Genomic DNA, 24,833 nt, shown 5'->3' with positions numbered 1-24,833 from the left:
CGAACCAGAACACCATAGACGCTGTAATGGGTTGTTGCGCGGCGTGGCGTCCTGCCAACCGCTGAGGCAGCGGTTTTAGCCGCCCAATGGCGCCGGACGCGGATGCATTACCGCGCGCTGGCGCTCCTCTTCCAGGAATTTCATGATGATCGGGGCCACAGCTTCAGCCCGGGTAATCAGGAACAGATGCCCGTCATCGATGATGTGCAACTGGGCGTTGGGAATCCGCCAGGCCAGCAAGCGCATGTTGACCAACGGGATCAGTGGGTCATCGTCGCCGGCCAGCACCAGGGTTGGCTGGCGGATCTTGTGCAACCAGTGGATGCTGGTCCAGCCGAGACCGGCGAACAGCTGCCAGTAGTAACCGAGCTTGCCCGCCGAACGCACCTTGGCCGCATGGCTGGCGGCCAGCGTCGGGTCGCGACGGAAAGCGCCGCCGTAGATCATCGGCGCAATACGGATCACGTGGGATGGCTGGATGTAACGTCGAGGGCTGGCCATCATCCACAGCACCTTCGGTTTGCCCGGCACCATCACTGCACCCGCCGCTGTCGCAGCCAGCACGAGTTTCTTGCAGCGCTCCGGATAGTCGTAGGCGAACTGTTGGGCCAGGGCGCCCCCCCAGGACACGCCGATGACGTTGACCTGCCCGTAGTCGAGATAGTCGAGCATCCGCGCTGTGAGTTTCGCCAGGCTCGGAAAGCGATAGGGCCGGTTCGGAGTCGACGAACCACCGACGCCGGGTACGTCGAAGGCGATGACTTCCAGGTCCGGGTCCAGTGCCGCGATGAACGGGAACACCAGCTCCAGGTTGGCGCCGATGCCGTTGAAAATCAGCAGGGGCGTCAAGTGAGGCTTGCCGGGGCGTACCGCCGTGCGGAGCGTCTGGCCATCCAGATCGACGGTACGGAATATGAAGGGTTGCGGCATGCTTCTGGCCCTGTGGGTCGCTATCTCAAATTCTTCCTCGATCCCCTTGTGGGAGCGGGCTTGCTCGCGAATGCGTCAGGTCAATCGACATCAATGTTGAATGATCAATTGCTTTCGCGAGCAAGCCCGCTCCCACAGGAGGATGAGGTGTGTCAGTTACCGCTCGTGTACGTAAGTGCCCGGTGCGGCTTCTCCCGCTGGATAGGCCTTGTTGCCCAGTTTCAGCGGAGCTTTTTTCAGGTTGCCCGAGCGCTGTGCCTGCCACGCCTGCCAGTGCAGCCACCAGGAGTCGGCGTGCTTGGTTGACTCTTCCTGCCAGTCATCGGCATTGGCGGGCATCTCGGTGCTTGTCATGTAGCGCGATTTTGGATTGCCCGGCGGGTTCAGAATGCTCTGGATGTGCCCGCTGCTGGACAGTACGAATTCAACATTGCCGCCGAACAGTTGCGCCGACTTGTAGCAGGAACGCCACGGGGTAATGTGGTCGCTGGTGCCGGCCAGAGAGAAGATGTCGGCGGTGACCTTCTTCAGATCGATCGGCGTACCGCACACTTCCAGTGCATCGGCACGGGTCAATGGGTTACTTTTGAACATCTCGATCAGGTCGCCATGGAACGCGGCAGGCAACCGGGTGGTGTCGTTGTTCCAGAACAGAATGTCGAATACCGGCGGCTCGTTGCCCAGCAGGTAGTTGTTGACCCAGTAGTTCCAGATCAGGTCGTTGGGACGCATCCAGGCGAAGACCTTGGCCATGTCGCGGCCTTCCAGCACACCGGCCTGGTACGACTGGCGCTTGGCGGCTTCAAGGGTTTGTTCATCGACGAACAGGGCCACGTCGCTGTCCAGGGTGGTATCGAGCACGCTGACCAGCAGGGTCAGGGCGTTGACCTTGTTCTCGCCGATTGCCGCGTAATGGCCCAGCAGCGCGGTACAGGTGATGCCGCCGGAGCAGGCGCCGAGCATGTTCACGTCTTTGCTGCCGGTGATGGCGGTGACCACATCAACCGCTTCCTTGAGCGCTTCGATGTAGGTCGACAGGCCCCACTCGCGCTGCTCCTTGGTCGGGTTGCGCCAACTGACGATGAAGGTCTGCACATTGTTGCGCAGGCAGAACCGCGCCAGGCTCTTTTCCGGGCTCAGGTCGAAAACGTAGAACTTGTTGATCTGCGGCGGTACCACCAGCAGTGGGCGCTCATGCACCTGCTCGGTGATCGGCTTGTACTGGATAAGTTCCAGCACGTCGTTGCGAAAGACCACCGCGCCCTCGGTCACGCCAAGGGTCTTGCCGACCTCGAATGCGCCCATGTTGACCTGGCTCGGCATGCCGCCGTTATGCACCAGGTCCTTTGCCAGATGCGAGAGGCCATCGAGCAGGCTCTTGCCACCGGTTTCGAAGAAGCGCTTGACCGCCGCCGGGTTGGCCGCCGTGTTGGTCGGGGCGAAGGCCTCGGTCATGAGGTTGATCACGAAGTGCCCGCGGCTGACGTCCTTGGCCGGCAGGTTACTGTCGTCGATCCAGTCGTGGAGCTCCTTGCGCCACGCCAGGTAGGTTTGCAGATAACGTTTGTAGAGCGGGTTCTGGCTCCAGGCCGGATCCGCGAAGCGACGGTCATCGCTGGTCGGTAGCAGCTCGGATTTGCCAAGCAGGACGTTCTTGAGTTCAAGGCCGAAATGAGCGACATGTTTGGCGCTGTGAATCGGTTGTTTGATGGCCTGCCTGAGCACCATTCGAGCAGAAGCCAGTAGATCCTTTCCACGCAGTCCAACGACAGGATTCAGCCCCAAGGTGTTTTCCGAGGCTTGACTCTTCAAGTCATCGTTATTCTTGTTACTCATCTACGACGCTCCATTGTCCTGAGACGAGTACCGGGTCCTGCTGTGCAGTTACACAGCCAATGCCAGGTACTACTGCTCGGGGTGACCGTTAATACTGCATCGCTGCTTTTTTAATGCAGAGAGCACTGCAGGGAACTTGCCAGTTCCATTGGTTACCCGAGTTTAATTTTTTTCGCAAGCAGGCCAATCGGCGGCCCTGGAGCGGAGCATTCAAACAGATGAAATTAGAAAATGCCCTCTAAAGAGCAAGAGGCTCGGATTAGAGCATCAGCTTGACGACGGATTCGTTCGGATCGCGGGTTTTTCCGGCGGCTTTTAGCTCGGCCAGATAATCTTCCCAGAGTGCGTCATAACGTCGCCCCAGCTCGTACAGATATTCCCAGGTGAACAAGCCGCTGTCGTGGCCGTCGTCGAAGGTCAGTTTCAGTGCGTACTGACCGGCCGGTTCTATCTTGGTCAGTCCTACGTTGATCTTGCCAAATTGCAGGATGGGTTTGCCGTGGCCCTGGACCTCGGCGGAGGGAGAGTGCACGCGCAGGAACTCGGCGGGCAGGGTGTATTCCTCGCCGGACGCGTATTTGAGCGTCAGGGTTTTCGAGGCTTTGTGCAGCTTGATGTCGGTGGGGAGTTGGGTCATGGCCTGAAGTCCGTTATGTGGCAGACCCCGATTTAAATGTGGGAGCGGGCTTGCTCGCGAAGAGGCCATGACATTCAACATCAATGTCGAATGTCAGACCGCTTTCGCGAGCAAGCCCGCTCCCACAGGGTCCGCGATTACCGTAAGTATGGCTTACAGGATATAACGGGACAGGTCTTCGTTCTGCGCCAATTCGCCCAGATGGCTGTTGACGTAGTCGGCGTCGATCTGGATCACCTTGCCGTCATGGACGCTGGCCAGGTCGCCGGCGCTGAACGACACCTCTTCGAGCAGGCGCTCGAGCAGGGTGTGCAGGCGACGGGCACCGATGTTTTCGGTTTTTTCGTTGACCTGCCAGGCGATCTCCGCGATGCGCTTGATGCCGCTCGGCTGGAACTCGATTCCCAGGCCTTCGGTTTTCAGCAGTGCGCAGTATTGCTCGGTGAGCGAGGCGTGAGGCTCGCTGAGGATGCGTTCGAAATCCTCAGGGCTCAGGGCCTTGAGTTCGACGCGGATCGGCAGACGGCCTTGCAGCTCGGGCACCAGGTCGCTCGGCTTGCTCAGGTGGAACGCACCCGAAGCAATGAACAGGATGTGGTCGGTCTTGACCATGCCCAGCTTGGTGTTGACGGTGCAGCCTTCGATCAGCGGCAGCAGGTCGCGCTGCACGCCTTCGCGGGACACATCGACGCCACCGGAATTGCCACGCTTGGCCACCTTGTCGATTTCGTCGATGAACACGATGCCGTGCTGCTCGACCGCTTCCAGGGCCTTGGCCTTCAACTCTTCGTCGTTGACCAGGCGGCTGGCTTCTTCGTCGCGTACCAGCTTGAGCGCTTCCTTGACCTTGAGCTTGCGGGCTTTCTTCTTGCCCTTGCCCATGTTGGCAAACAGGCTTTGCAGCTGGTTGGTCATTTCTTCCATGCCAGGTGGCGCGGAGATGTCGACGCCGGCCATTTCGGCGACTTCGATTTCGATCTCCTTGTCATCCAGCTGACCTTCGCGCAGGCGCTTGCGGAACAGTTGGCGGGTATTGGAATCGGCAGTCGGGGCGTCGTCGTTGCTGAAACCCATGCGCGCCGGTGGCAGCAGGGCGTCGAGGATGCGCTCTTCGGCGGCGTCTTCGGCACGGTGGCGAACCTTGACGATTTCCTGTTCGCGCAGCAGCTTGATCGCGGCATCGGCCAGGTCACGAATGATCGATTCGACGTCGCGGCCGACATAGCCGACTTCGGTGAACTTGGTCGCTTCGACCTTGATGAACGGCGCATTGGCCAGTTTTGCCAGGCGGCGGGCGATCTCGGTTTTACCGACACCGGTCGGGCCGATCATCAGGATGTTCTTTGGCGTTACTTCAACGCGCAGCTCTTCCGGCAGCTGCATGCGGCGCCAGCGATTGCGCAGGGCAATGGCGACAGCGCGCTTGGCATCGTCCTGGCCGATGATGTGGCGGTTGAGTTCGTGGACGATTTCACGGGGAGTCATGGACATAGTATTTAAAGGACCTCAAGCAAGAATGAGCCGTGGCACGGGGCCGAAACAGGCTTACTCGGCGCAGTCCTGCTCCTCAATGGTCTGGGTGTGGTTGGTGAATACACAGATGTCGCCGGCGATACCGAGGGCGGTTTCGACGATCTCACGGGCCGACAGATCAGTCTTTTTCAGCAGTGCGCTGGCCGCGGCCTGGGCGTAGGCGCCACCGGAGCCCATGGCGATCAGGCCGTCTTCGGGTTCAACCACATCGCCGTTGCCGGTGATGATCAGGGAGGCGTCTTTGTTGGCGACCGCGAGCATGGCTTCAAGGCGGCTCAGGGAGCGGTCGGTGCGCCATTCTTTGGCGAGTTCGACAGCGGCGCGCACCAGGTGGCCCTGGTGTTTTTCAAGCTGGCCTTCGAAGCGTTCGAAGAGAGTAAAGGCGTCGGCGGTGGCACCGGCAAAGCCGGCAATGACCTGGCCGTGGTACAGGCGGCGAACTTTTTTCGCGTTGCCTTTCATCACGGTATTACCAAGGGAAACCTGGCCGTCGCCGCCCATGACGACTTTGCCGTGGCGGCGAACTGAAACGATGGTGGTCAAGGGAAGAGTCTCCACGCAGCGGGGCGAAAATGCCTTATGCCCATTCATATGGGGGTGGTGGAGTGGATTTCAACTGTAGGACGCGGCGGGGGACGAGCGGTGTGAGTCAGGTGGGAGCTGTGGTGTTTGCCGGGGCCCCTTCGCGAGCAAGCCCGCTCCCACAGGGGTAGCGCAAATCCTGTGGGAGCGGGCTTGCCCGCGAAGAACGATGACGCGGTGCCTGTGGCAGTCGATCAGCGGCTCTGGCGTTGTTGTAACAACAGATTGCTGAAGCCGGCGCCGGCCAATTGTTTCTGCGCGGTGGTCAGTTGTTCGCGGTTGCTGAACGGACCGACCAGCACCCGATACCAGGTTTCGTCCTTCACCGTGCCGGACTCAACCGCCACGGCCTGGCCCAGCAGAATGATCTGCGCCCGAACCTTGTCCGCATCGGTCTCCTTGCGGAACGAGCCAGCCTGCAGGAAAAACTTCGTCACCGGCGCAGCCTTGACCGGTGGCGCAGGAGGCGGAGTAATCCCGGCCAAGGCAGCCTGGGCGCGAGCCGTGTCGATCTTCGCCGCTTCGGCCGGGGTGACCGGCGTGGTCGGGATGGCCGGCACTTGCGGCGTCGGCAGGGTTTTTTCCGGCACGGCATCCGGCGGCACAATGACTTCCGATTCCGGCAGCAAGGTGTAGAAGTCGTACTTCGGCTTCACCGGTTGCGTCGGGCTCGGCGGAGTCTTGTTGGCCTCGGCGATCTTGCTGGCTTTCTGTTGTTGCTGTTGCTCGACTTTCTCACGCTTGACCGTGTCGCTGCCCTTGCCCGGTTCCAGCTTCATCAGGAATACGATGAAGGCGCCGACCGTCAGGCCGATGGCCATCCACAGCCAGCCCGGGATCGGTTGCTTTGCAGGAGCTTGGTAACGGCTGGCGCCACGCTTGGGTGCAGGTTTTTTCTTGGCGGCCAACTTACATACGCTCCAGAGTTTCCAGGCCCAAGAGTTCCAGGCCTTGCTTGAGAGTGCGTCCGGTCAGCGCAGCGAGGCGCAGGCGGCTCTGCATTTGTGCCGGGGTATCGGCGGCGAGGATCGGGCAGTTCTCGTAGAAGCTGGAGAACAGGCCGGCGACGTCGTACAGGTAAGTACAGAGGATGTGCGGGGTGCCTTTTTCGGACACGTTGTTCAGGATCTCGCCAAACTGCGCGAGCTTCGCCGCCAGTTCGTGCTCGTGCGCCGCTTCGAGGACGATCTGGCCGTCGACTTCGCTGAAGTCCTTGCCGAGCTTGCGGAACACGCCGGCCACGCGGGTGTAGGCGTACAGCAGGTACGGCGCGGTGTTGCCTTCGAAGTTGAGCATCAGGTCGAAGTTGAAGCTGTAGTCGCTGGTGCGGTGCTTGGACAGGTCGGCGTACTTCACCGCGCCGATGCCCACCACCTTGGCGATGTTGCGCAGCTCGGCTTCGGCAAGTGTAGGGTTCTTGTCCTTGACCAGGGTGTAGGCGCGCTCCTGGGCTTCGGTCAGCAGGTCGATCAGCTTCACGGTGCCACCGTCACGGGTCTTGAACGGACGCCCGTCCGCGCCGTTCATGGTGCCGAAGCCCATGTGTTCCATTTCCATCGGATGGGTCACGAAACCGGCCTTGCGCGCCACGGCGAACACTTGCTGGAAGTGCAGGGCCTGACGCTGGTCGACAAAGTACAGCGCGCGATCGGCCTTGAGCTTGCCGCTGCGGTAGCGCACGGCCGCCAGGTCGGTGGTGGCGTAGAGGTAGCCGCCGTCGGCCTTGACGATGATCACCGGCAGCGGGTCGCCGTCGGCGTTCTTGAACTCGTCGAGGAACACGCACTGGGCGCCGTTGCTCTCGACCAGCATGCCTGCGGCCTTCAAGTCGTTGACCACATTGATCAGGTCGTCGTTGTAGGCACTTTCGCCCATCACGTCGGCCATGGTCAGTTTGACGTTGAGCAGTTCGTAGATCTTCTGGCAGTGGGACAGCGAGATGTCCTTGAACTTGGTCCACAGTGCCAGGCAATCGGCGTCGCCGGCCTGCAACTTGACCACCAGGCCACGGGCGCGGTCGGCGAACTCTTCGGATTCGTCGAAGCGTTGCTTGGCGGCGCGGTAGAAGTTCTCGAGGTCCGACAGCTCGTCGCTGGTGATCGGGTTTTCCTGCAGGTAAGCCATCAGCATGCCGAACTGGGTGCCCCAGTCACCGACGTGGTTCTGACGGATCACGGTGTCGCCGAGGAATTCCAGGACACGGGCCACGCCGTCGCCGATGATGGTCGAGCGCAGGTGGCCGACGTGCATTTCCTTGGCAAGGTTCGGTGCCGACAGGTCGACCACGGTGCGCTGCACCGGGCCGGCCTTGCGTACACCGATGTGGGCGTCGGCCAGGGCAGCGTCCAGGCGGGTTGCCAGGGCATCAGTGTTCTGGAAGAAGTTCAGGAAGCCCGGGCCTGCGATTTCGGTCTTGGCGACGTTTTCGTCAGCCGGCAGCGCGGCGATGATTTTTTCCGCCAGGTCGCGGGGCTTCATGCCGGCCGGTTTGGCCAGCATCATGGCGATGTTGCTGGCGAAATCGCCGTTCTTCTTGTCGCGGGAGTTTTCCACCTGGATCGCCGGCGACAGGCCTTCAGGCAACACACCTTCGTTGACGAGTTGGGTGATGGCTTGTTGGATCAGCTGGCGAATGGTGTCTTTCATGGTCTTCTCTTTCGACCGCAGGCGCGGCGGCGCATCATGCGCTGGTGGAAAAACTGGGCATTATCCGTTGCGAAGACGGGCTTGCCAACCTTAGCAGGCAGGTTATGGATGTGTGGTGACAATTAGGGCCGCTTCGCGAGCAAGCCCGCTCCCACATCGAATCTGCGGTGTTCATATCTTATGTGTCTGATACAAAACTCATGTGGGAGCGGGCTTGCTCGCGAAAGCGATCTCAAAATCAATATAGATCTACGGGATCTACATCCAGCGACCAACGCACCGCCCGCCCGCTCGGCATCTGCTCCAGCACCAGCAACCAACTGGCCAGCAATCGGTGCAAGGGGGCCCGCGCCGTGGCCTGTACCAACAGCTGCGCACGATAACGCCCGGCCCGGCGTTCCATCGGTGCCGGGACCGGTCCCAATAACTCGATCCCCGTCAGGTTCTGTTCGGCCAGCAAACGCTCAGCCTCGCTGCAGGCTTCATCGAGGAAGCCTTCGGCCTGGCCCGGTTTGTGCGCCTCGGCCCGCAACAGTGCCAGGTGCGCAAACGGTGGCAGGCCGGCCGCGCGGCGTTCGCTCAGGGCCTGTTCGGCGAAGGCGAAATAGCCCTGCTCGGTCAATTGCACCAGCAGTGGGTGGTCGGCCAGGTGCGTCTGGATAATCACCTTGCCCGGCTCTTCGGCGCGACCTGCGCGGCCGGCGACCTGGACGATCAGCTGAGCCATGCGCTCGCTGGCGCGGAAGTCACCGGAGAACAGGCCGCCGTCGGCATCGAGGATCGACACCAGCGTCACTCGTGGGAAGTGGTGACCTTTGGCAAGCATCTGTGTGCCGATCAGGATGCACGGCTGGCCTTTTTGAATGGTCGCGAACAATTGGTTCATCGCATCCTTGCGCGATGTGCTGTCACGGTCGACCCGCAGCACCGGATAGTCCGGGAACAGAATCGCCAGGCGCTCCTCGGCCCGTTCGGTGCCGGCGCCAACGGGGCGCAGATCGACCTTGTTGCACTTCGGGCACTGGCGCGGCACTCGTTCGACGTAGCCGCAATGGTGGCAGCGCAGCTCGCCATAACGCTGATGCACGGTCATCCGCGCGTCACAGCGCTGGCACTCGGACATCCAGCCACAGTCATGGCACAGCAGGGTCGGCGCGAAGCCGCGGCGGTTGAGGAACACCAGTACCTGCTGCCCGGCGGCCAGGGTCTGGCCGATGGCTTGTTGCATCGGCCCGGAAATGCCGCTGTCCAGCGGACGGCTTTTGACATCCAGGCGCAGGAAGCGCGGCTGTTTGGCGCCGCCGGCGCGCTCATTCAGGCGCAGCAGGCCGTAGCGGCCGGTGTAGGCGTTATGCAGGCTTTCCAGCGAAGGGGTGGCGGAGCCGAGGACAATCGGGATGTTTTCCTGTCGTGCCCTCACCAATGCCAGATCACGGGCGTGGTAGCGCAAACCTTCCTGCTGTTTATAGGAGCCGTCGTGCTCTTCGTCGATGATGATCAGGCCGGGGTTTTTCATCGGTGTGAACAGGGCCGAGCGGGTGCCGATGATGATGTCGGCCTCACCGTCCCGGGCGGCCAGCCAGGCCTCGAGGCGTTCGCGGTCATTGACCGCCGAATGGATCAGCGCGATGCGGGCATTGAAACGCTGTTCGAAGCGCGCCAGGGTCTGCGGGCCGAGGTTGATTTCCGGGATCAGCACCAGTGCCTGCTTGCCGGCCTCCAGGGTTTCGCGGATCAACTGCAGATAGACTTCGGTCTTGCCGCTGCCGGTGACGCCGGCCAGCAGGAAGGCGTGGTAACTGTCGAACCCGGCGCGAATCGCCTCATAGGCGGCGCGCTGCTCCGGGTTCAGCGGGAGCTCCGGTTGCGCCAGCCAGTGTTCGTGGCGTGCACCCGGGGCGTGCCGGCGGATCTCGACTTGCACCAGATCCTTGGCCAGCAGCAAATCCAGGCTGTCTTTGCTCAGCATCAGCTTGCTCAGCAATTGATGGGCGACGCCATGGGGATGCTGGGCCAGCGTGGCCAGGGCTTCGCGCTGGCGCGGGGCGCGGGCGATGCGCGGATCATCGAGGCTGGCCCCCGGCGCGGCGGACCAGAAACGCTCCTGGCGTGCTTCGGCCAGTTCGCCCTGGCGCAGCAAAACCGGCAGCGCCCAGCTCAAGGTGTCGCCGAGGCTGTGCTGGTAATACTGGGAGGTCCACAGGCACAGTTTGAACAGCGCCGGCGGCAGCGGTGGCGTGGCGTCAAGCAGGGCCAGGGCCGGCTTGAGCTTATCGACCGGCACTTCGCTGGTGTCGGTGACTTCCACCAGAATGCCGATCATCTCGCGTCGGCCGAACGGCACCCGCAGGCGCATGCCAGGGTGCAGATGGGCGCGCAGGACGCCGGCCGGAGCGCGGTAGTCGAACAGGCGGCGCAGCGGCGAAGGCAGGGCGAGGCGCAGAATGGCGTCGGGCACGCGGGGGGATCTCGATTAGCAGGCAACAAAAGAAGGGGTGGACGCAGATCAATTGTGGGAGCGGGCTTGCTCGCGAAGAAGGAGTGTCAGTCAACGCATTTATTGCCTGACACACCGCTTTCGCGAGCAAGCCCGCTCCCACATGGGAGTGCGCTTGAGGCCGGGAGCCTAGCAGACGACTGGTTTGAGGGACAGCTTGCGTGATTGGCATTGTCTGGTAGAATCCGCGGCCTAATTACGTGCGGTATTCAACAATAGTGTTGGGTGGCGGCACGCTAGCCTGAGGAAGACACCATGAAAGCTGATATCCATCCAGAATACCCGGCAGTTGCTGTTACCTGCAGCTGCGGCAACAAGTTCGAAACCCGTTCGACCTTCGGCAAAGCCCTGGCGATCGACGTTTGCAACGAGTGCCACCCGTTCTACACCGGTAAGCAGAAGACTCTGGACACTGGCGGCCGCGTTCAGCGCTTCGCCGACCGTTTCGGTGCTTTCGGCGCGAAAAAGGCCTAAGGCCAATCAACTTGGGAAGCCGTTCCGGTTTTTCCATGCTGATGAAAAAGGCGTCCCTCGCGGGCGCCTTTTTTATGTCCGCGATTTGGCTATCCGGCGCCCAGGCGTTTTGTCCGGCACCCGGCAACCTGGCGCCCGTCGCGGTGCAGCGGGTGGTGGACGGCGACACCTTGCGCCTGAGCGATGGTCGCAGCGTGCGCATGATCGGCTTGAACACGCCGGAGCTGGGTAAGAATGGCCGCTCCGACGAACCGTTCGCCGTAGTCGCGCGCAAGCGACTCGAAGCCCTGGTGGCGGCGAGCGACGGGCAGGTTGGTTTGCTGCCCGGCAAAGAAAGCAAAGACCATTACGGCCGCACCCTGGCCCATGTCTACGGTGCCGATGGCGCCAACCTTGAAGCGCAAATGCTCGCCGAAGGCCTGGGTTTTCTGGTGGCCGTGGCGCCGAATGTCGATTTGGTCGCCTGTCAGCAAGCCGCGGAAAGCAGCGCTCGACAGGCCGGGCTCGGGGTGTGGCGCCAGTCGCCTGTACTGAAGGCGGAGCAGATCAGCACTTCCGGCTTTGCCGTGCTCAGCGGTCGTGTGAGCAAGGTTCAACGCAATCGCGGCGGGGTTTGGATCGAATTGCAGGATTCGGTTGTATTGAAGGTTGCGCCCAATCTCCTGGGACGCTTCGATGCAGCCTCGCTGGAACAGCTCGAAGGCAAGCAGATCGAAGCGCGCGGCTGGGTGCTGGATCGTTCGCGACGTGGCGGACTGCAAGAAGGCCAAGCGCGCTGGATGTTGCCCTTGACCGACCCGGCGATGTTTCAAATCATACAGTGATAAAAAATTGTAGACATTTTTTCTGTCGATTGTGAACAGTCGATCCCTTGTGTTCCGCGGCTCTTGGCCCAAAGTCGTAGGGCCGGGCGCTTGACAGGGGTGACCGGTCAGTCTTGTGGGGATTTTGCGAGGCGCGTATCCTCGCTGACCAGTCTGTCCAACAGTAAAAGCGGAATGCCAAAATGTCTGATCTGAAAACTGCCGCTCTCGAATATCACGCCAATCCTCGTCCAGGGAAGCTGAGTGTCGAGCTCACCAAGGCCACCGCTACCGCCCGCGACCTGTCGCTGGCCTACAGCCCGGGTGTAGCCGAACCAGTACGCGAGATCGCCCGCGATCCTGAACTGGCCTACAAGTACACCGGCAAAGGCAACCTGGTTGCAGTCATTTCCGATGGCACCGCGATTCTCGGCCTGGGTAACCTCGGCCCGTTGGCTTCCAAGCCAGTGATGGAAGGTAAAGGCGTACTGTTCAAGCGCTTCGCCGGCATCGACGTTTTCGACATCGAAGTCGACTCCGAAAGCCCGCAAGCCTTCATCGACACCGTCAAGCGTATCTCCATTACCTTCGGTGGCATCAACCTGGAAGACATCAAGGCACCAGAGTGCTTTGAAATCGAACGCGCTCTGATCGAACAGTGCGATATTCCGGTATTCCACGATGACCAGCACGGCACCGCTATCGTGACCGCCGCCGGCATGATCAACGCCCTGGAAATCGCTGGCAAAACCCTGCCGGAAGCCAAGATCGTCTGCCTGGGTGCCGGCGCTGCCGCTATCTCCTGCATGAAGTTGCTGGTGAGCATGGGCGCCAACATCGAAAACATCTATATGGTCGACCGTACCGGCGTGATCCACTCCGGCCGTGACGACCTGAACCAGTACAAGGCTGTGTTCGCTCACGCGACCGACAAGCGCACCCTGGCTGACGCCCTGCAAGGTGCTGACGTGTTCGTTGGCCTGTCCGGCCCGAACCTGCTGAGCGCTGAAGGCCTGCTGTCGATGGCGCCGAACCCGATCGTGTTCGCCTGCTCCAACCCTGATCCGGAAATCTCCCCGGAGCTGGCGCACGCTACCCGTAGCGACGTGATCATGGCCACCGGTCGTTCCGACTACCCGAACCAGGTCAACAACGTACTGGGCTTCCCGTTCATCTTCCGTGGTGCTCTGGACGTTCGCGCCAAGCGCATCAACGAAGAAATGAAAGTGGCTGCGGCCAACGCCCTGCGCGAACTGGCCAAGCTGCCAGTACCTCAGGAAGTGTGCGACGCCTACGGCGGCATCAAGCTGGAGTTCGGTCGTGAGTACATCATTCCCAAGCCAATGGATGCCCGTCTGATCACCCTGATCTCCGATGCCGTGGCCAAAGCCGCTATCGAGACCGGTGTGGCGACCCTGCCGTATCCGAAGAACTACCCGCTCAAAAGCGTGGATGACGTGTTCAACGGCTAAGCCGTTGTAGCGCTTCAACCGATAGCCCCGGCTCATTTGAGTCGGGGCTTTTTATTGCCTGCTACTTATGTGTTGTCTGTACAGGCCTCTTCGCGGGCAAGCCCGCTCCCACAGGGTCGGAGGTGTACATAAAACCTGTGTTCACCATCGCCCACTGTGGGAGCGGGCTTGCCCGCGAAGAGGCCGGACCTATCAATGCAAAACTTGCAGGCAATAAAAAGCCCTGAACTTCTCTCGAAGACGGGGCTTTTGGGTGTTGCCGGAGTGATCAGAACAAATCGATCGGCGCCGCTTCATCCGCTGGCAGCGGGCTGCCCGGGGCCAGGCCATTGCCGATCTCGTCGATCGACGGCGGCGTATCTTCGGCCTTGAACAGTTCGAAGTATGCCCCTGGCGTGCCAGGGCTGGCCGCGCGGCCGCTGATAGGATCGACTCGCAGGCTAAGGATGCCTTCGGGCTCCGGCTGCGTATGTGGCGGTTTGCCTTTGAGCGCGGCGCCCATGTAGTTCATCCATATCGGCAGTGCGACGGTGCCGCCGAATTCCTTGCGACCCAGGCTTTCCGGTTGATCGAAACCGGTCCACACGGTCGTCACGTAATCGGCGTTGTAACCGGAGAACCAGGCGTCCTTGGATTCGTTGGTCGTACCGGTCTTGCCGGCAATGTCAGGACGGCCCAGGGCCAGCGCGCGACGACCGGTGCCGAGCTTGATCACGTCCTCAAGCATGCTGTTGAGGATGTACGTGGTGCGCCCGTCAACGATGCGTTCGGCCACGGCGGGTGCTTGTGGCGTCGGCGTAGTGCCTGGGGTTTCGCCCGGCGTTGCGTTGACCGTGAAGGCTTGAGGGGCGCTTGGCGCGGCAATGCCATCGCTGGCGGCGCCGCCCTGAGGCACGCTCGGCGGGTTGGCGACGAACAGCGTGTCGCCGTTGCGGCTTTCGATCTTGTCGATGATGAACGGGGTGATCTTGTAGCCGCCGTTGGCGAAGGTACTCCAGCCGGTGGCGATTTCCATCGGCGTCAGGGTCGCGGTGCCCAGCGCCAGGGACAGGTTGGGTGGCAGGTCCTGTTTGTTGAAGCCGAAGCGCGTGATGTAGTCGATGGTCTTGCCGACGCCCATCGCCTGCAGCAAGCGGATCGACACCAGGTTGCGCGACTTGTACAGGGCTTCACGCAGGCGAATAGGGCCGAGGAAGGTGTTGGTGTCGTTCTTCGGGCGCCAGACCTTGTCCAGGTATTCGTCGACAAACACGATCGGTGCGTCGTTCACCAGGCTGGAGGCGGTGTAGCCGCTATCCAGTGCGGCAGCGTAGACGAACGGTTTGAAGCTCGAGCCCGGCTGGCGCTTGGCCTGCAACGCGCGGTTGTAGTTGCTCTGCTCGAAGGCGAAACCGCCGACCAGCGAACGAATGGCGCCGTTCTGTGGGTCCAGGGACACCAGCGCGCCCTGGGCTTGCGGGATCTGGCTGAACTTCAGCGAGTTGTCCGGCTGACGCTGTACGCGAATCAGATCGCCGACCTGGGCCACGTCCGAGGGTTGTTTCGGGTTGGCGCCCATGCTGTTGGTATTCAGGAACGGCCGGGCCCACTTCATGGTGTCCCAGTTCACGTGTTCCTGGCCGGTGCGGGTCAGCACTTGCAGGCCGTTCTTGTCGACCTGGGTCACGATGGCCGGTTCCAGGCCGCTGATGGTGCGTTGTTTGGTCAGTTCGGTTGCCCAGGCTTCGCGAGTCTTGCCCGGCAGTCGTGACTCGGGCCCGCGATAGCCGTGGCGCTGATCGTAGGTCATCAGGCCTTCGTGGACCGCGGTGTTGGCCAGTTCCTGAAGGTCGCTCGGCACCGTGGTGGTGACACGGAAGCCTTCGGTATACGCGTCGCTGCCATAACGCCCGACCATTTCGGCACGGGCCATTTCGGCGATGTACGGGGCGTTCACTTCCGGGGTCGGCACGTGATAGCTGGCGTTCAGCGGCTCGTTGATCGCGGCGGTGTAATCGGCCTCGGTGATTTTGCCGAGCTTGTACATGCGCCCCAGGATCCAGTCGCGACGCTCCTTGCTGCGTGCCGGGTTGGCCAGCGGGTTGAAGCGCGACGGCGCTTTGGGCAGGCCGGCGATCATCGCCATCTGCGCCAGGCTGACATCGCGGATCGATTTGCCGTAATAGACCTGTGCGGCCGCCTCGATGCCGTAGGCACGGTTACCCAGGTAGATCTTGTTGACGTAGAGCTCGAGGATCTCGTCCTTGGTCAATTGGCGTTCGATCTGCAGGGCCAGCAGGATCTCGGTGGTCTTGCGCGAAAAGCTGCGTTCGCTGGACAGGAAGAAGTTCTTCGCCACCTGCATGGTGATCGTGCTGCCGCCGGACTGGATGTGTCCGCTTTTGACCAGTTGGGTCGCGGCACGCATCAGGCTGCTCGGATCGACGCCGTAGTGATTGGCGAAATTGTCGTCTTCAGCACTTAGTAACGCATTGATGAAATTGGGGGGAATGTCGGCGAAACGGATCGGTGTACGGCGCATTTCGCCAAATTCTGCGATCAACTTGTTATCGCTGCTGTAGACCCGCAAAGGGATCTGCAACTGGATGCTTCTCAGCGCCTCCACGGACGGAAGTCCGGGACTAAGGTAAAGGTACGCCCCGCTCAGACCCAGAAGGAGTCCGCAGAAAACCGCGACGATGGACCAACCGAAAAACTTCAGCAGACGAATCAAGGCTTTTGGATATCCAGGGTAAAAAATGAGTTGGGCAACAGGGTTCAGGCTAAATGAGAACGACCCGCGCTTGAGCAAATGCGGAAAAAAAACGCTGGGCATTATAAGCATTTTTCTGATCGGGAGCGTGGCCGGCGCTGCTGTCAAGACGGGCGGATTGAACGCAATGGACATTGCAGAGTCCGTAACTCACGGAAAGTCATAGGGAATTGGTAGTGCCAGGACTCTTCAACAAAAAATCCAATGCGCTGTTGGGAATCGACATCAGCTCCACCTCGGTGAAACTTCTGGAGTTGAGCCGTCAGGGTGAGCGTTTTCGAGTAGAGGCCTATGTGGTCGAGCCGTTGCCGGTCGGCGCGGTGATCGAAAAGAATATCGCCGAGCTCGAAGGCGTGGGGCTGGCCCTTGCGCGTGCGTTGGCCAAGGCCAGAACCGGCCTCAGGAACGTGGCCGTGGCCGTGGCGGGCTCGGCGGTGATCACCAAGACCATCGAGATGGAGGCCGGTCTTTCCGAGGACGAGATGGAAAGCCAGCTGAAGATCGAGGCCGATCAGTACATTCCTTATCCCCTGGACGAGGTCGCGATCGACTTTGAAGTCCAGGGCGCCTCCGGGCGCAATCCCGAGCGTGTCAACGTGCTGCTCGCCGCTTGTCGCAAGGAAAACGTCGAGGTCCGCGAGGCAGCCCTGTCCTTGGCGGGGCTGACCGCCCGCGTGGTCGATGTCGAGGCCTACGCGCTGGAGCGCTCATTCGAATTGCTGGCCAGCCGGCTTGCGGTTTCCGGGGAGTCTTCGACGGTCGCAGTGGTGGACATCGGCGCCACCATGACCACCCTGAGCGTGCTGCACAACGGGCGGATTATCTATACCCGGGAACAACTGTTCGGCGGTCGGCAACTGACTGAGGAAATCCAGCGTCGCTATGGCCTGACGCTGGAGCAGGCGGGGCTGGCGCAAAAGAAGGGCGGTCTGCCGGATGGCTATGCCGCTGAGGTCTTGCAGCCATTTCGAGAGGCGCTGGTGCAGCAAGTGTCGCGCTCGTTGCATTTCTTCTTTGCCGGCGGCCAGTACAGCGCCGTCGACCATGTCCTGCTGGCCGGCGGTACCGCGTCGATCCCGGGGCTGGACCGTTTGATCGAGCAGCAATTGGGCACGCCGACCCAGGTCGCGAACCCTTTTTGCGAAATGACTCTGGGCAGCAAGGTCAACGGTGCCGCCCTGGCGAGTGATGCCCCGGCGTTGATGATCGCCTGCGGTCTGGCCCTCAGGAGCTTCGACTGATGGCGCGGATCAACCTTTTACCCTGGCGCGAAGAGCGGCGTGAAGTTCGCCGCAAGCGTTTCCTGCTGGTCCTGGTGACGGCAATGGTGGGCGCGATGGGTGCGGTGCTGGTCGCGAACCAGGTCATCAGCGGTGCCATCGACCGGCAAGTCGCCCGTAACGATTACATCGGCAAGCAAATCGCCGTGATCGATGGGCGGATCGCACAGATCAATGATCTCCAGTCGCGCCGTCAGCAACTGGTCGAGCGCATGGGCGTCATCCAGGACTTGCAAGGCAATCGCCAGATCAGCGGGCGAGTATTTGACCAGTTGGTACGAGCCCTGCCCGACGGCGTGTATTTCACCGAAGTGAAAATGACCGCAAAGACCTTGTCCATCACTGGCGCCGCGCAATCCAACAACCGTGTTTCAGAGTTGATGCGCAACCTCGAGGCATCAGACTGGTTCGATGCGCCGAGCCTGACCGAAGTCAAGGCCACGGCCGCCGGTCAGGTGGAGCAGGCCAACGTCTTCCAGTTGACCGTTCGTCAGACTCAGCCCCCGGCACCGGAGGGGGGCAAATGAGTCTGTCGGAATGGTTCGAAGGGCTGCGCAAGATCGACATCAATGATCTGGATACCAGCAACATGGGTTCCTGGCCGCCGGTGATCAAGTTTCTGGTGGTCGGTTTGTTTGTGCTTCTGGTGCTGGCCTTTGGCTACAGCTTTTCCACCCGCGACCTTGTGGGGCAGCTCGATCTCAAGCGCGAAGAAGAGTCGACCCTCAAGGAGCAGTTCGGCGGCAAAGCCCGCATGGCGGCGAATCTGGATCTCTATACCCGGCAGTTGAAGGAGATGGAGAGCGCCTTCGTCGTGCTGTTGCGGCAACTGCCCGGTGACACCGAAGTGCCTGGCTTGCTGGAAGACATCACCCGTACGGGCCTGGGTAGCGGCCTGGAGTTCGAAGAGATCAAGTTGCTGCCGGAGGTCGCCCAGCCGTTCTACATCGAACTGCCGATCCAGATCACGGTCACCGGGGATTACCACGACCTGGCCACCTTCGTCAGTGGTGTGGCCGGGTTACCGCGAATCGTCACCTTGCACGATTTCGATCTTGCGCCCGTCAGCCCCGAGGGTAGTCCGAAGCTGCGCTTGACCATCCTCGCCAAGACCTACCGCTACAACGACAAGGGACAGCATCAATGAGTCCGGCACGTTGTTTTTCGGTGATGGTGTTTTTGTCTGCCCTGTCCGGTTGTGGCGCAGGCGATGACTACACCGATCTGGATGCGTACATGAACGAAATGCGCCTGCACGGGCCGGGGAGGATTGAACCAACGCCGGTATTTCGGTCCTACCCGGCATTCACTTACAACGCAGCGAATCTGCGCAGCCCGTTTTCACCGCAGATCAGCACTGATCTGGCGGCCCGACGGCGGGGTTCGCATAACGTCAAACCCGACCCGGATCGGGTTAAACAATACCTCGAAGGCTTCAACATCGAGCAGTTTGAAATGGTCGGCACCCTTTCCAATGCAACGGGCGCCTATGCCTTGCTGCGCGGGGCGGGTGGGGTGCACCGGCTGAAAGTCGGCGATTACCTGGGGCGTAACGACGGACGGATCGTCGCGATCAGCGGCTCTCAAGTCGATGTGGTTGAAATTGTCCCTGATGGTCAGGGAGCTTGGCTGGAGCGTCCCCGGACCATTTCCTTGAAAGAGCACTCATAGTGGAACTCCAATAATGAACAGGATTCTCTCCACCATCGGCCTTTCGCTATGGATAGCGTTGTTGTCGTCGATGGTACAAGCGGCCAACCTCAAGGCGCTGGATGTCGCTGCGCTGCCGGGTGACCGTGTCGAGTTGAAGTTGTCGTTCGATGCGCCGCCCCCGGTGCCCCACGGCTACACGACGGATTCGCCGGCCCGGATTGCCCTGGATTTGCCGGGTGTCGCCAGTCAGTTGGCCAGCAAGACTCGCGATCTCGGCAGTGGAAATGCCCGCAGTGCGACGGTAGTGGAAGCCCGGGACCGGACGCGGCTGATCATCAATCTGACCCGGCCGGCCCCGTATGATTCGCGAATTGAAGGCAACAATCTGCTGGTAGTTGTCGGGCAGGGGGGCAAACCGTCGACATCCAGGCCGGCGGCCACAGCAACGCCGGCTCCGGCACGAGCCGCGGCGACGGCAGGCAAGGCCATTCGGGGTGTGGATTTCCAGCGGGGAACCCAGGGCGAAGGCAACGTGGTGATCGACTTGTCGGATCCATCGATTGCGCCCGACATACAAGAGCGCGAGGGCAGGATCATCGTCGGATTTGCCAAAACCCGATTGCCCGAGCGGTTGCGCGTGCGTCTGGACGTGAAGGATTTCGCCACGCCCGTGCAGTTCGTCACTGCCAGCGAGAGCGGCGACCGAGCCACCATCAGCATCGAGCCCGGCGGCACGTTCGATTACTCGACCTATCAGACTGACAATAAGCTCACGGTCAGCGTTCGCCCGGCGACGGTCGATGAGCTGCAAAAACGCAATGCCGGGCAACAGGCCTACAGCGGCGAGAAACTTTCGCTGAATTTCCAGGACATCGATGTGCGCTCGGTGCTGCAACTGATCGCCGATTTCACCAACCTCAATCTGGTGGCCAGCGACACGGTCCAGGGGGGAATTACCCTGCGCCTGCAGAACGTGCCGTGGGATCAGGCGCTGGATCTGGTGTTGAAAACCAAGGGGCTGGACAAGCGCAAGGTCGGCAATGTCCTGCTGGTTGCGCCGGCCGATGAAATTGCTGCCCGTGAGCGTCAGGAGCTCGAATCGCAGAAGCAGATTGCCGATCTGGCACCGTTGCGTCGGGAGCTGCTGCAGGTCAATTACGCCAAGGCGGCGGACATCGCCAAGCTCTTCCAGTCGGTGACCGGTGCCGAAGCGAAACCCGACGAACGGGGGTCGATCACCGTTGATGAACGCACCAACAACATCATTGCCTACCAGACCCAGGACCGGCTGGACGAGCTGCGCAGGATCGTCACGCAACTGGATATCCCGGTGCGCCAGGTGATGATCGAGGCGCGGATCGTCGAAGCCAATGTCGACTACGACAAAAGCCTTGGGGTGCGTTGGGGTGGTTCGATACAGAACAAGGGCAACTGGAACACCTCCGGCGTCAGCAATGGGCTCAATGGGTCATCGACCATCGGCACGCCCGGCAGTACCAGCACCAACTCACCGTTCGTCGACATGGGCGTAGCCAACAACACCTCGGGAATCGGCATCGCGTTCATCACCGATAACGTCTTGCTGGACCTGGAGCTGACGGCCATGGAGAAAACCGGCAACGGGGAAATCGTCTCGCAACCCAAGGTGGTCACGTCCGACAAGGAAACCGCGAAAATCCTCAAGGGCACTGAGATTCCTTATCAGGAAGCCAGTTCCAGCGGCGCGACGTCGGTGTCGTTCAAGGAGGCTTCGCTGTCGCTGGAGGTGACGCCGCAGATCACGCCCGACAACCGGATCATTATGGAGGTCAAGGTCACCAAGGACGAACCGGACTTCCTGAACAAGGTCCAGGATGTACCGCCCATCAAGAAAAACGAAGTCAACGCCAAGGTCCTGGTCAACGATGGCGAGACCATCGTCATTGGCGGCGTTTTCTCAAATACTCAGAGCAAGGTTGTAGATAAGGTGCCATTTCTTGGCGATGTGCCGTATCTTGGCCGCCTTTTCCGGCGTGATGTGGTTTCGGAGAAAAAATCCGAGCTGTTGGTATTCCTCACTCCGCGTATCATGAATAATCAGGCGATTGCTGTGAGTCATTGATTCTGTGCGAAATTTGATTCTTGTTGGACCGATGGGGGCTGGAAAAAGCACCATCGGCCGGTTGCTGGCCAAAGAGCTGCGCCTGCCATTCAAAGATTCCGATAAGGAAATTGAATTGCGCACGGGCGCCAATATCCCTTGGATCTTCGATAAGGAAGGCGAACCGGGCTTTCGTGATCGCGAGCAGGCAATGATTGCCGAGCTGTGCGATTACGACGGTGTGGTGCTGGCGACAGGCGGGGGCGCGGTCATGCGCGAAGCCAATCGTCGGGCACTGCATGCCGGTGGGCGAGTGGTTTATCTGCATGCGTCGGTCGAGCAGCAGGTCGGCCGCACGTCCCGCGACCGCAATCGGCCATTGTTGCGTACCGCCGATCCAGCCAAGACCCTTCGGGATCTGCTGGCGATCCGCGATCCGCTTTATCGGGAAATTGCCGACCTGGTGGTCGAAACAGATGAGCGGCCGCCACGAATGGTCGTACTCGACATTCTGGAGCGCCTGCAGCAGCTGCCACCCCGTTAAAGCGCCGCGCGAAATGCGCTATCCTCGGCGTCCTGCCATGACCGTACAAGGTTGTGGCGGATGGCTACCGAACGGCGTCACACCAGCAGAGGCCGCGGACATTGGTTAATTCAAGGCAAGACGCCTGATTCCATCTTCACTGTGGGGACACATGCAGACACTCAAGGTCGATCTAGGCGAGCGCAGCTACCCGATTCATATTGGCGAAGGTTTGTTGGATCAGCCCGAGCTGCTGACCCCGCACATTCGCGGACGGCAGGTAGCGATCATCTCCAACGAGACTGTTGCCCCGCTCTATCTCGAGCGTCTGACCCGCAGCCTGGCGCAGTTCTCGGTGATTTCCGTGGTACTGCCCGACGGCGAAGCCTTCAAGACCTGGGAAACCCTGCAACTGATTTTCGACGGCCTGCTGACCGCCCGGCATGACCGCCGCACCACGGTGATCGCCCTCGGTGGCGGTGTGATCGGTGACATGGCCGGCTTTGCCGCCGCCTGCTACCAGCGCGGCGTCGATTTCATCCAGGTTCCGACCACGCTGCTGTCCCAGGTCGACTCCTCGGTCGGCGGCAAGACCGGGATCAACCATCCGCTGGGCAAGAACATGGTCGGCGCCTTCTATCAGCCGAACGTGGTGCTGATCGATACCGCCAGCCTCAACACCCTGCCGGCGCGCGAGCTGTCCGCCGGGCTGGCCGAAGTCATCAAGTACGGGCTGATCTGTGATGAGCCATTCCTGACCTGGCTCGAAGACAACGTTGACCGCCTGCGCAGTCTGGACCAGCAAGCCCTGACCTATGCCATCGAGCGCTCCTGCGCGGCGAAGGCGGCGGTGGTCGGTGCCGATGAGAAAGAGACGGGCGTTCGTGCCACCTTGAACCTGGGCCACACGTTTGGCCACGCCATCGAAACCCACATGGGCTATGGTGTATGGCTTCATGGTGAGGCAGTGGCTGCTGGCACCGTAATGGCGCTGGAAATGTCCACGCGACTGGGCTGGATCAGCGAGCAGGAGCGTGATCGCGGCATTCGTCTGTTCCAGCGTGCGGGGCTGCCGGTCATGCCGCCGCAAGAGATGACAGAAGCCGATTTCCTCGAACACATGTCCATTGATAAAAAAGTGATCGACGGTCGTTTGCGCCTGGTGCTGCTGCGCCACATGGGCGAAGCGGTGGTGACCGACGATTATCCGAAAGAGGTTCTACAGGCCACGCTGGGGGCAGACTACCGCGCCCTGGCTCAGCTTAAAGGTTAATAAGAACACGATGACTAGTTTGCATGCCGACGAGGCTTTCCTCGGCCATTACCAGTTGAGTCATGACCCTTTTGCTCCACGGGTGCCTGGCTTCAAATTTTTCCCGGCCCAGCGCAAACCCGTGCTGGGACAACTGCATCACCTGGCCCGCTACAGCCAGTTGCTGCTGGTGGTCACCGGCCCCGAGGGCAGTGGCAAGACCCTGTTGCGTCAGGCCCTGGTCGCCAGCACCAACAAGCAATCGGTACAAAGCGTGGTGGTTTCTGCCCGCGGTGCCGGCGATGCGGCCGGTGTGCTGCACCAGGTGGCCCAGGCGCTGAACGTCGCCCATGCTGATGCCGACGCCATTCTGGCCCAGGTGGTGCAGCTTGCACTGACCGGGCAGGAAGTCTATCTGCTGGTCGATGACGCCGAACAACTCGACGAGTCTGCCCTTGAGGCGCTGATGGTCCTGGCTGCCGGCGCGCCTGAAGGCCGCCCGCATGTGTTCCTGTTCGGTGAGACCTCGCTGATCGGTCAGCTTGAGGCTTTGCATCTCGAGGAAGAGCGCTTCCACGTCATCGAGTTGCAGCCCTACACCGAAGAAGAAACCCGCGAATATCTGGAGCAGCGGCTCGAAGGCGCGGGTCGCGGTATCGAACTTTTCACCGCGGATCAGATCTCTGATATTCACGAAAGCTCCGAAGGCTGGCCTGGCAGCATCAATCAGGTCGCCCGCGATGCAATGATCGAAGCCATGATCGCCAGCCGCTCAGCGGTCAAGCGTCCAAAAATGGGGTTCAATATGCCGAAGAAACACGTATTGGCGATTTCCGCCGTGGTCGTGGTCGCGGTAGCTGCCGCCTGGTTGATTCCGGGTCGCAACAAGGCACCGACCGCCGGTGCGCCGGCCAATGAACAGGCGCAACTGCCGCTTGGTCAAGGCCAGCCAACCGCGAATGGGGGGGCTCCGGCCGTCGAATTCGCCGGCAACACGCAGCCGATGCCATTGCCGTTGGTCGGTAACTCGCAACCGGTCATGCGCGCCCCGCTGGCTGAAGCCGCAGGCGGTATCACTGAAGGCGATGATGGCGTTCCGGTTGAAGGCTCCAGCGCCATACCGCCGACGGTGACCACCACTGCGCCGCCTGCAGGCGTTCCTGCCGGCCCTGCGCCGACACCAGCGCCGACACCAGCGGCCAAGCCGACACCAGCGCCGACCCAGGTCGCCACCGCCAAGCCAGCGCCTGCTCCTGTGGCCAAGCCTGCTCCAGCGCCAGCCAAGCCAGCCGTTGCTGCTGCGGCCAAGCCTGCCGAGAAACCGGCTCCGGTGGCCAAGGCTGCTGGCGGCACCTGGTACGCCGGTCAGGCACCGGGCAACTACGTGGTGCAAATCCTCGGCACCAGCTCCGAAACCGCCGCACAAAGCTTCGTCAAGGAGCAGGGCGGCGAGTACCGTTATTTCAAGAAAGTCCTCAATGGCAAGCCGCTTTATGTGATCACCTACGGCAACTTCGCCAATCGTGATGCAGCCGTTTCCGCCATCAAGGCCTTGCCAGCGAAGGTTCAGGCTGGTAAACCTTGGCCTCGCACTGTCGCCAGCGTCCAACAGGAACTGGCAACAACTCGCTGAAGATTCGGCGGCCTTACCCAGGCCGCCTCTCCAAGCACCTCAAAATTTCTACAAGTGCGCGCTGCCCTTCGGGCTGCGTGCCTTGTGGTGTCTGCGTCACAGTAGTCTTTGAGTCGTTGCGGTCAAAATTAAAAAAAGTTTTGACTAGCACAGCAGATCGCTTTAAACCTTTCACAAATGCGACATAGATTTGCGACATTTCGTCGTCAAATTTGTGAGGCCAAGTGTCGGTGTGTACAATGACCTCCCT

20 protein-coding genes are annotated in these 24,833 nt (G+C 61.0%); 11 read left to right on the top strand and 9 right to left on the bottom strand.

Annotated elements, in window-relative coordinates; genetic code table 11:
• Positions 1-75: 75 nt before the first annotated feature.
• The 8 genes from phaZ to AC07W4_RS04825 all read right to left on the bottom strand — a co-directional run bounded on the left by phaZ (position 76) and on the right by AC07W4_RS04825 (position 10,622).
• The gene (phaZ, locus tag AC07W4_RS04860) at positions 76-930 is read right to left on the bottom strand and encodes a poly(3-hydroxyalkanoate) depolymerase (RefSeq protein ID WP_008047834.1); all 855 of its coding nucleotides are present in this window, start codon (positions 928-930) and stop codon (positions 76-78) included.
• Between the two features lie 156 nt (positions 931-1,086).
• Entirely contained in the window at positions 1,087-2,766 is a 1,680-nt protein-coding gene (gene phaC / locus AC07W4_RS04855) for a class II poly(R)-hydroxyalkanoic acid synthase (RefSeq protein WP_008047837.1), read from the bottom strand.
• Positions 2,767-3,025: 259 nt separating this feature from the next.
• Positions 3,026-3,403 (bottom strand): gamma-butyrobetaine hydroxylase family protein, encoded by a 378-nt coding sequence (locus AC07W4_RS04850; protein WP_495031704.1) that lies wholly within the window; start codon positions 3,401-3,403, stop codon positions 3,026-3,028.
• A gap of 153 nt (positions 3,404-3,556) precedes the next feature.
• The gene (gene hslU / locus AC07W4_RS04845) at positions 3,557-4,894 is read right to left on the bottom strand and encodes an ATP-dependent protease ATPase subunit HslU (RefSeq protein WP_008047842.1); all 1,338 of its coding nucleotides are present in this window, start codon (positions 4,892-4,894) and stop codon (positions 3,557-3,559) included.
• Between the two features lie 54 nt (positions 4,895-4,948).
• Positions 4,949-5,479: an ATP-dependent protease subunit HslV gene (hslV, locus tag AC07W4_RS04840; RefSeq protein WP_007975582.1), complete on the bottom strand. Its 531-nt coding sequence runs from the start codon at positions 5,477-5,479 to the stop codon at positions 4,949-4,951.
• Between the two features lie 233 nt (positions 5,480-5,712).
• Complete coding sequence (locus AC07W4_RS04835; protein WP_007975583.1) at positions 5,713-6,426, bottom strand: SPOR domain-containing protein; 714 nt, start codon at positions 6,424-6,426, stop codon at positions 5,713-5,715.
• Position 6,427: 1 nt separating this feature from the next.
• Entirely contained in the window at positions 6,428-8,164 is a 1,737-nt protein-coding gene (gene argS / locus AC07W4_RS04830; RefSeq protein WP_008047844.1) for an arginine--tRNA ligase, read from the bottom strand.
• A 238-nt stretch (positions 8,165-8,402) separates the two neighbouring features.
• Positions 8,403-10,622 (bottom strand): primosomal protein N', encoded by a 2,220-nt coding sequence (locus AC07W4_RS04825; RefSeq protein ID WP_495031703.1) that lies wholly within the window; start codon positions 10,620-10,622, stop codon positions 8,403-8,405.
• Between the two features lie 294 nt (positions 10,623-10,916).
• On the opposite strand from AC07W4_RS04825, the gene rpmE reads away from it, so the two are divergent.
• The 3 genes from rpmE to AC07W4_RS04810 all read left to right on the top strand — a co-directional run bounded on the left by rpmE (position 10,917) and on the right by AC07W4_RS04810 (position 13,410).
• On the top strand, positions 10,917-11,135 hold the full coding sequence (gene rpmE / locus AC07W4_RS04820; protein WP_008047849.1) for a 50S ribosomal protein L31: 219 nt from the start codon (positions 10,917-10,919) through the stop codon (positions 11,133-11,135).
• Between the two features lie 35 nt (positions 11,136-11,170).
• The gene (locus tag AC07W4_RS04815) at positions 11,171-11,959 is read left to right on the top strand and encodes a thermonuclease family protein (RefSeq protein WP_495031702.1); all 789 of its coding nucleotides are present in this window, start codon (positions 11,171-11,173) and stop codon (positions 11,957-11,959) included.
• Positions 11,960-12,141: 182 nt separating this feature from the next.
• Positions 12,142-13,410: a malic enzyme-like NAD(P)-binding protein gene (locus AC07W4_RS04810; protein ID WP_008047852.1), complete on the top strand. Its 1,269-nt coding sequence runs from the start codon at positions 12,142-12,144 to the stop codon at positions 13,408-13,410.
• 268 nt (positions 13,411-13,678) lie between these two features.
• On the opposite strand, the gene AC07W4_RS04805 is transcribed toward AC07W4_RS04810, so the two are convergent.
• Positions 13,679-16,120, bottom strand: a complete 2,442-nt coding sequence (locus tag AC07W4_RS04805) for a penicillin-binding protein 1A (protein WP_495031740.1) — start codon at positions 16,118-16,120, stop codon at positions 13,679-13,681.
• A 218-nt stretch (positions 16,121-16,338) separates the two neighbouring features.
• Here AC07W4_RS04805 and AC07W4_RS04800 point away from each other — a divergent pair, with 218 nt between their 5' ends.
• From AC07W4_RS04800 to AC07W4_RS04765, 8 genes are all read left to right on the top strand, one after another.
• A complete protein-coding gene (locus AC07W4_RS04800; protein WP_495031701.1) occupies positions 16,339-17,403 on the top strand; it encodes a pilus assembly protein PilM in 1,065 nt (354 codons plus the stop codon).
• Complete coding sequence (locus tag AC07W4_RS04795; RefSeq protein ID WP_495031700.1) at positions 17,403-17,969, top strand: PilN domain-containing protein; 567 nt, start codon at positions 17,403-17,405, stop codon at positions 17,967-17,969. Before AC07W4_RS04800 ends, AC07W4_RS04795 begins: the two co-directional genes overlap by 1 nt.
• The gene (locus tag AC07W4_RS04790) at positions 17,966-18,589 is read left to right on the top strand and encodes a type IV pilus inner membrane component PilO (RefSeq protein WP_495031699.1); all 624 of its coding nucleotides are present in this window, start codon (positions 17,966-17,968) and stop codon (positions 18,587-18,589) included. Before AC07W4_RS04795 ends, AC07W4_RS04790 begins: the two co-directional genes overlap by 4 nt.
• On the top strand, positions 18,586-19,113 hold the full coding sequence (locus AC07W4_RS04785; protein ID WP_495031698.1) for a pilus assembly protein PilP: 528 nt from the start codon (positions 18,586-18,588) through the stop codon (positions 19,111-19,113). Before AC07W4_RS04790 ends, AC07W4_RS04785 begins: the two co-directional genes overlap by 4 nt.
• Before the next feature lie 13 nt (positions 19,114-19,126).
• Positions 19,127-21,196 (top strand): type IV pilus secretin PilQ, encoded by a 2,070-nt coding sequence (locus tag AC07W4_RS04780; protein WP_495031697.1) that lies wholly within the window; start codon positions 19,127-19,129, stop codon positions 21,194-21,196.
• Positions 21,197-21,200: 4 nt separating this feature from the next.
• On the top strand, positions 21,201-21,719 hold the full coding sequence (aroK, locus tag AC07W4_RS04775) for a shikimate kinase AroK (RefSeq protein WP_056725695.1): 519 nt from the start codon (positions 21,201-21,203) through the stop codon (positions 21,717-21,719).
• Positions 21,720-21,870: 151 nt separating this feature from the next.
• Positions 21,871-22,971, top strand: a complete 1,101-nt coding sequence (gene aroB, locus AC07W4_RS04770) for a 3-dehydroquinate synthase (RefSeq protein WP_495031696.1) — start codon at positions 21,871-21,873, stop codon at positions 22,969-22,971.
• Positions 22,972-22,981: 10 nt separating this feature from the next.
• Positions 22,982-24,583 (top strand): ExeA family protein, encoded by a 1,602-nt coding sequence (locus tag AC07W4_RS04765; protein ID WP_495031695.1) that lies wholly within the window; start codon positions 22,982-22,984, stop codon positions 24,581-24,583.
• Positions 24,584-24,833 lie beyond the last annotated feature (250 nt).

Source organism: Pseudomonas sp. GW821-FHT02A08, assembly GCF_059422045.1.
The sequence above is the reverse complement of the archived record's forward strand: the minus strand, read 5'-3'. Positions and strand labels throughout refer to the sequence as shown.

Bases quoted from the DNA above. Each gene is read 5' to 3' on its own strand.
- AC07W4_RS04785 (WP_495031698.1), top strand. From the start codon at position 18,586: ATGAGTCCGGCACGTTGTTTTTCGGTGATGGTGTTTTTGTCTGCCCTG.
- AC07W4_RS04815 (WP_495031702.1), top strand. From the start codon at position 11,171: ATGCTGATGAAAAAGGCGTCCCTCGCGGGCGCCTTTTTTATGTCCGCG.
- AC07W4_RS04790 (WP_495031699.1), top strand. From the start codon at position 17,966: ATGAGTCTGTCGGAATGGTTCGAAGGGCTGCGCAAGATCGACATCAAT.
- phaC (WP_008047837.1), bottom strand. From the start codon at position 2,766: ATGAGTAACAAGAATAACGATGACTTGAAGAGTCAAGCCTCGGAAAAC.
- AC07W4_RS04780 (WP_495031697.1), top strand. From the start codon at position 19,127: ATGAACAGGATTCTCTCCACCATCGGCCTTTCGCTATGGATAGCGTTG.
- argS (WP_008047844.1), bottom strand. From the start codon at position 8,164: ATGAAAGACACCATTCGCCAGCTGATCCAACAAGCCATCACCCAACTC.
- AC07W4_RS04765 (WP_495031695.1), top strand. From the start codon at position 22,982: ATGACTAGTTTGCATGCCGACGAGGCTTTCCTCGGCCATTACCAGTTG.
- phaZ (WP_008047834.1), bottom strand. From the start codon at position 930: ATGCCGCAACCCTTCATATTCCGTACCGTCGATCTGGATGGCCAGACG.
- AC07W4_RS04810 (WP_008047852.1), top strand. From the start codon at position 12,142: ATGTCTGATCTGAAAACTGCCGCTCTCGAATATCACGCCAATCCTCGT.
- AC07W4_RS04850 (WP_495031704.1), bottom strand. From the start codon at position 3,403: ATGACCCAACTCCCCACCGACATCAAGCTGCACAAAGCCTCGAAAACC.
- aroB (WP_495031696.1), top strand. From the start codon at position 21,871: ATGCAGACACTCAAGGTCGATCTAGGCGAGCGCAGCTACCCGATTCAT.
- AC07W4_RS04795 (WP_495031700.1), top strand. From the start codon at position 17,403: ATGGCGCGGATCAACCTTTTACCCTGGCGCGAAGAGCGGCGTGAAGTT.
- hslU (WP_008047842.1), bottom strand. From the start codon at position 4,894: ATGTCCATGACTCCCCGTGAAATCGTCCACGAACTCAACCGCCACATC.
- rpmE (WP_008047849.1), top strand. From the start codon at position 10,917: ATGAAAGCTGATATCCATCCAGAATACCCGGCAGTTGCTGTTACCTGC.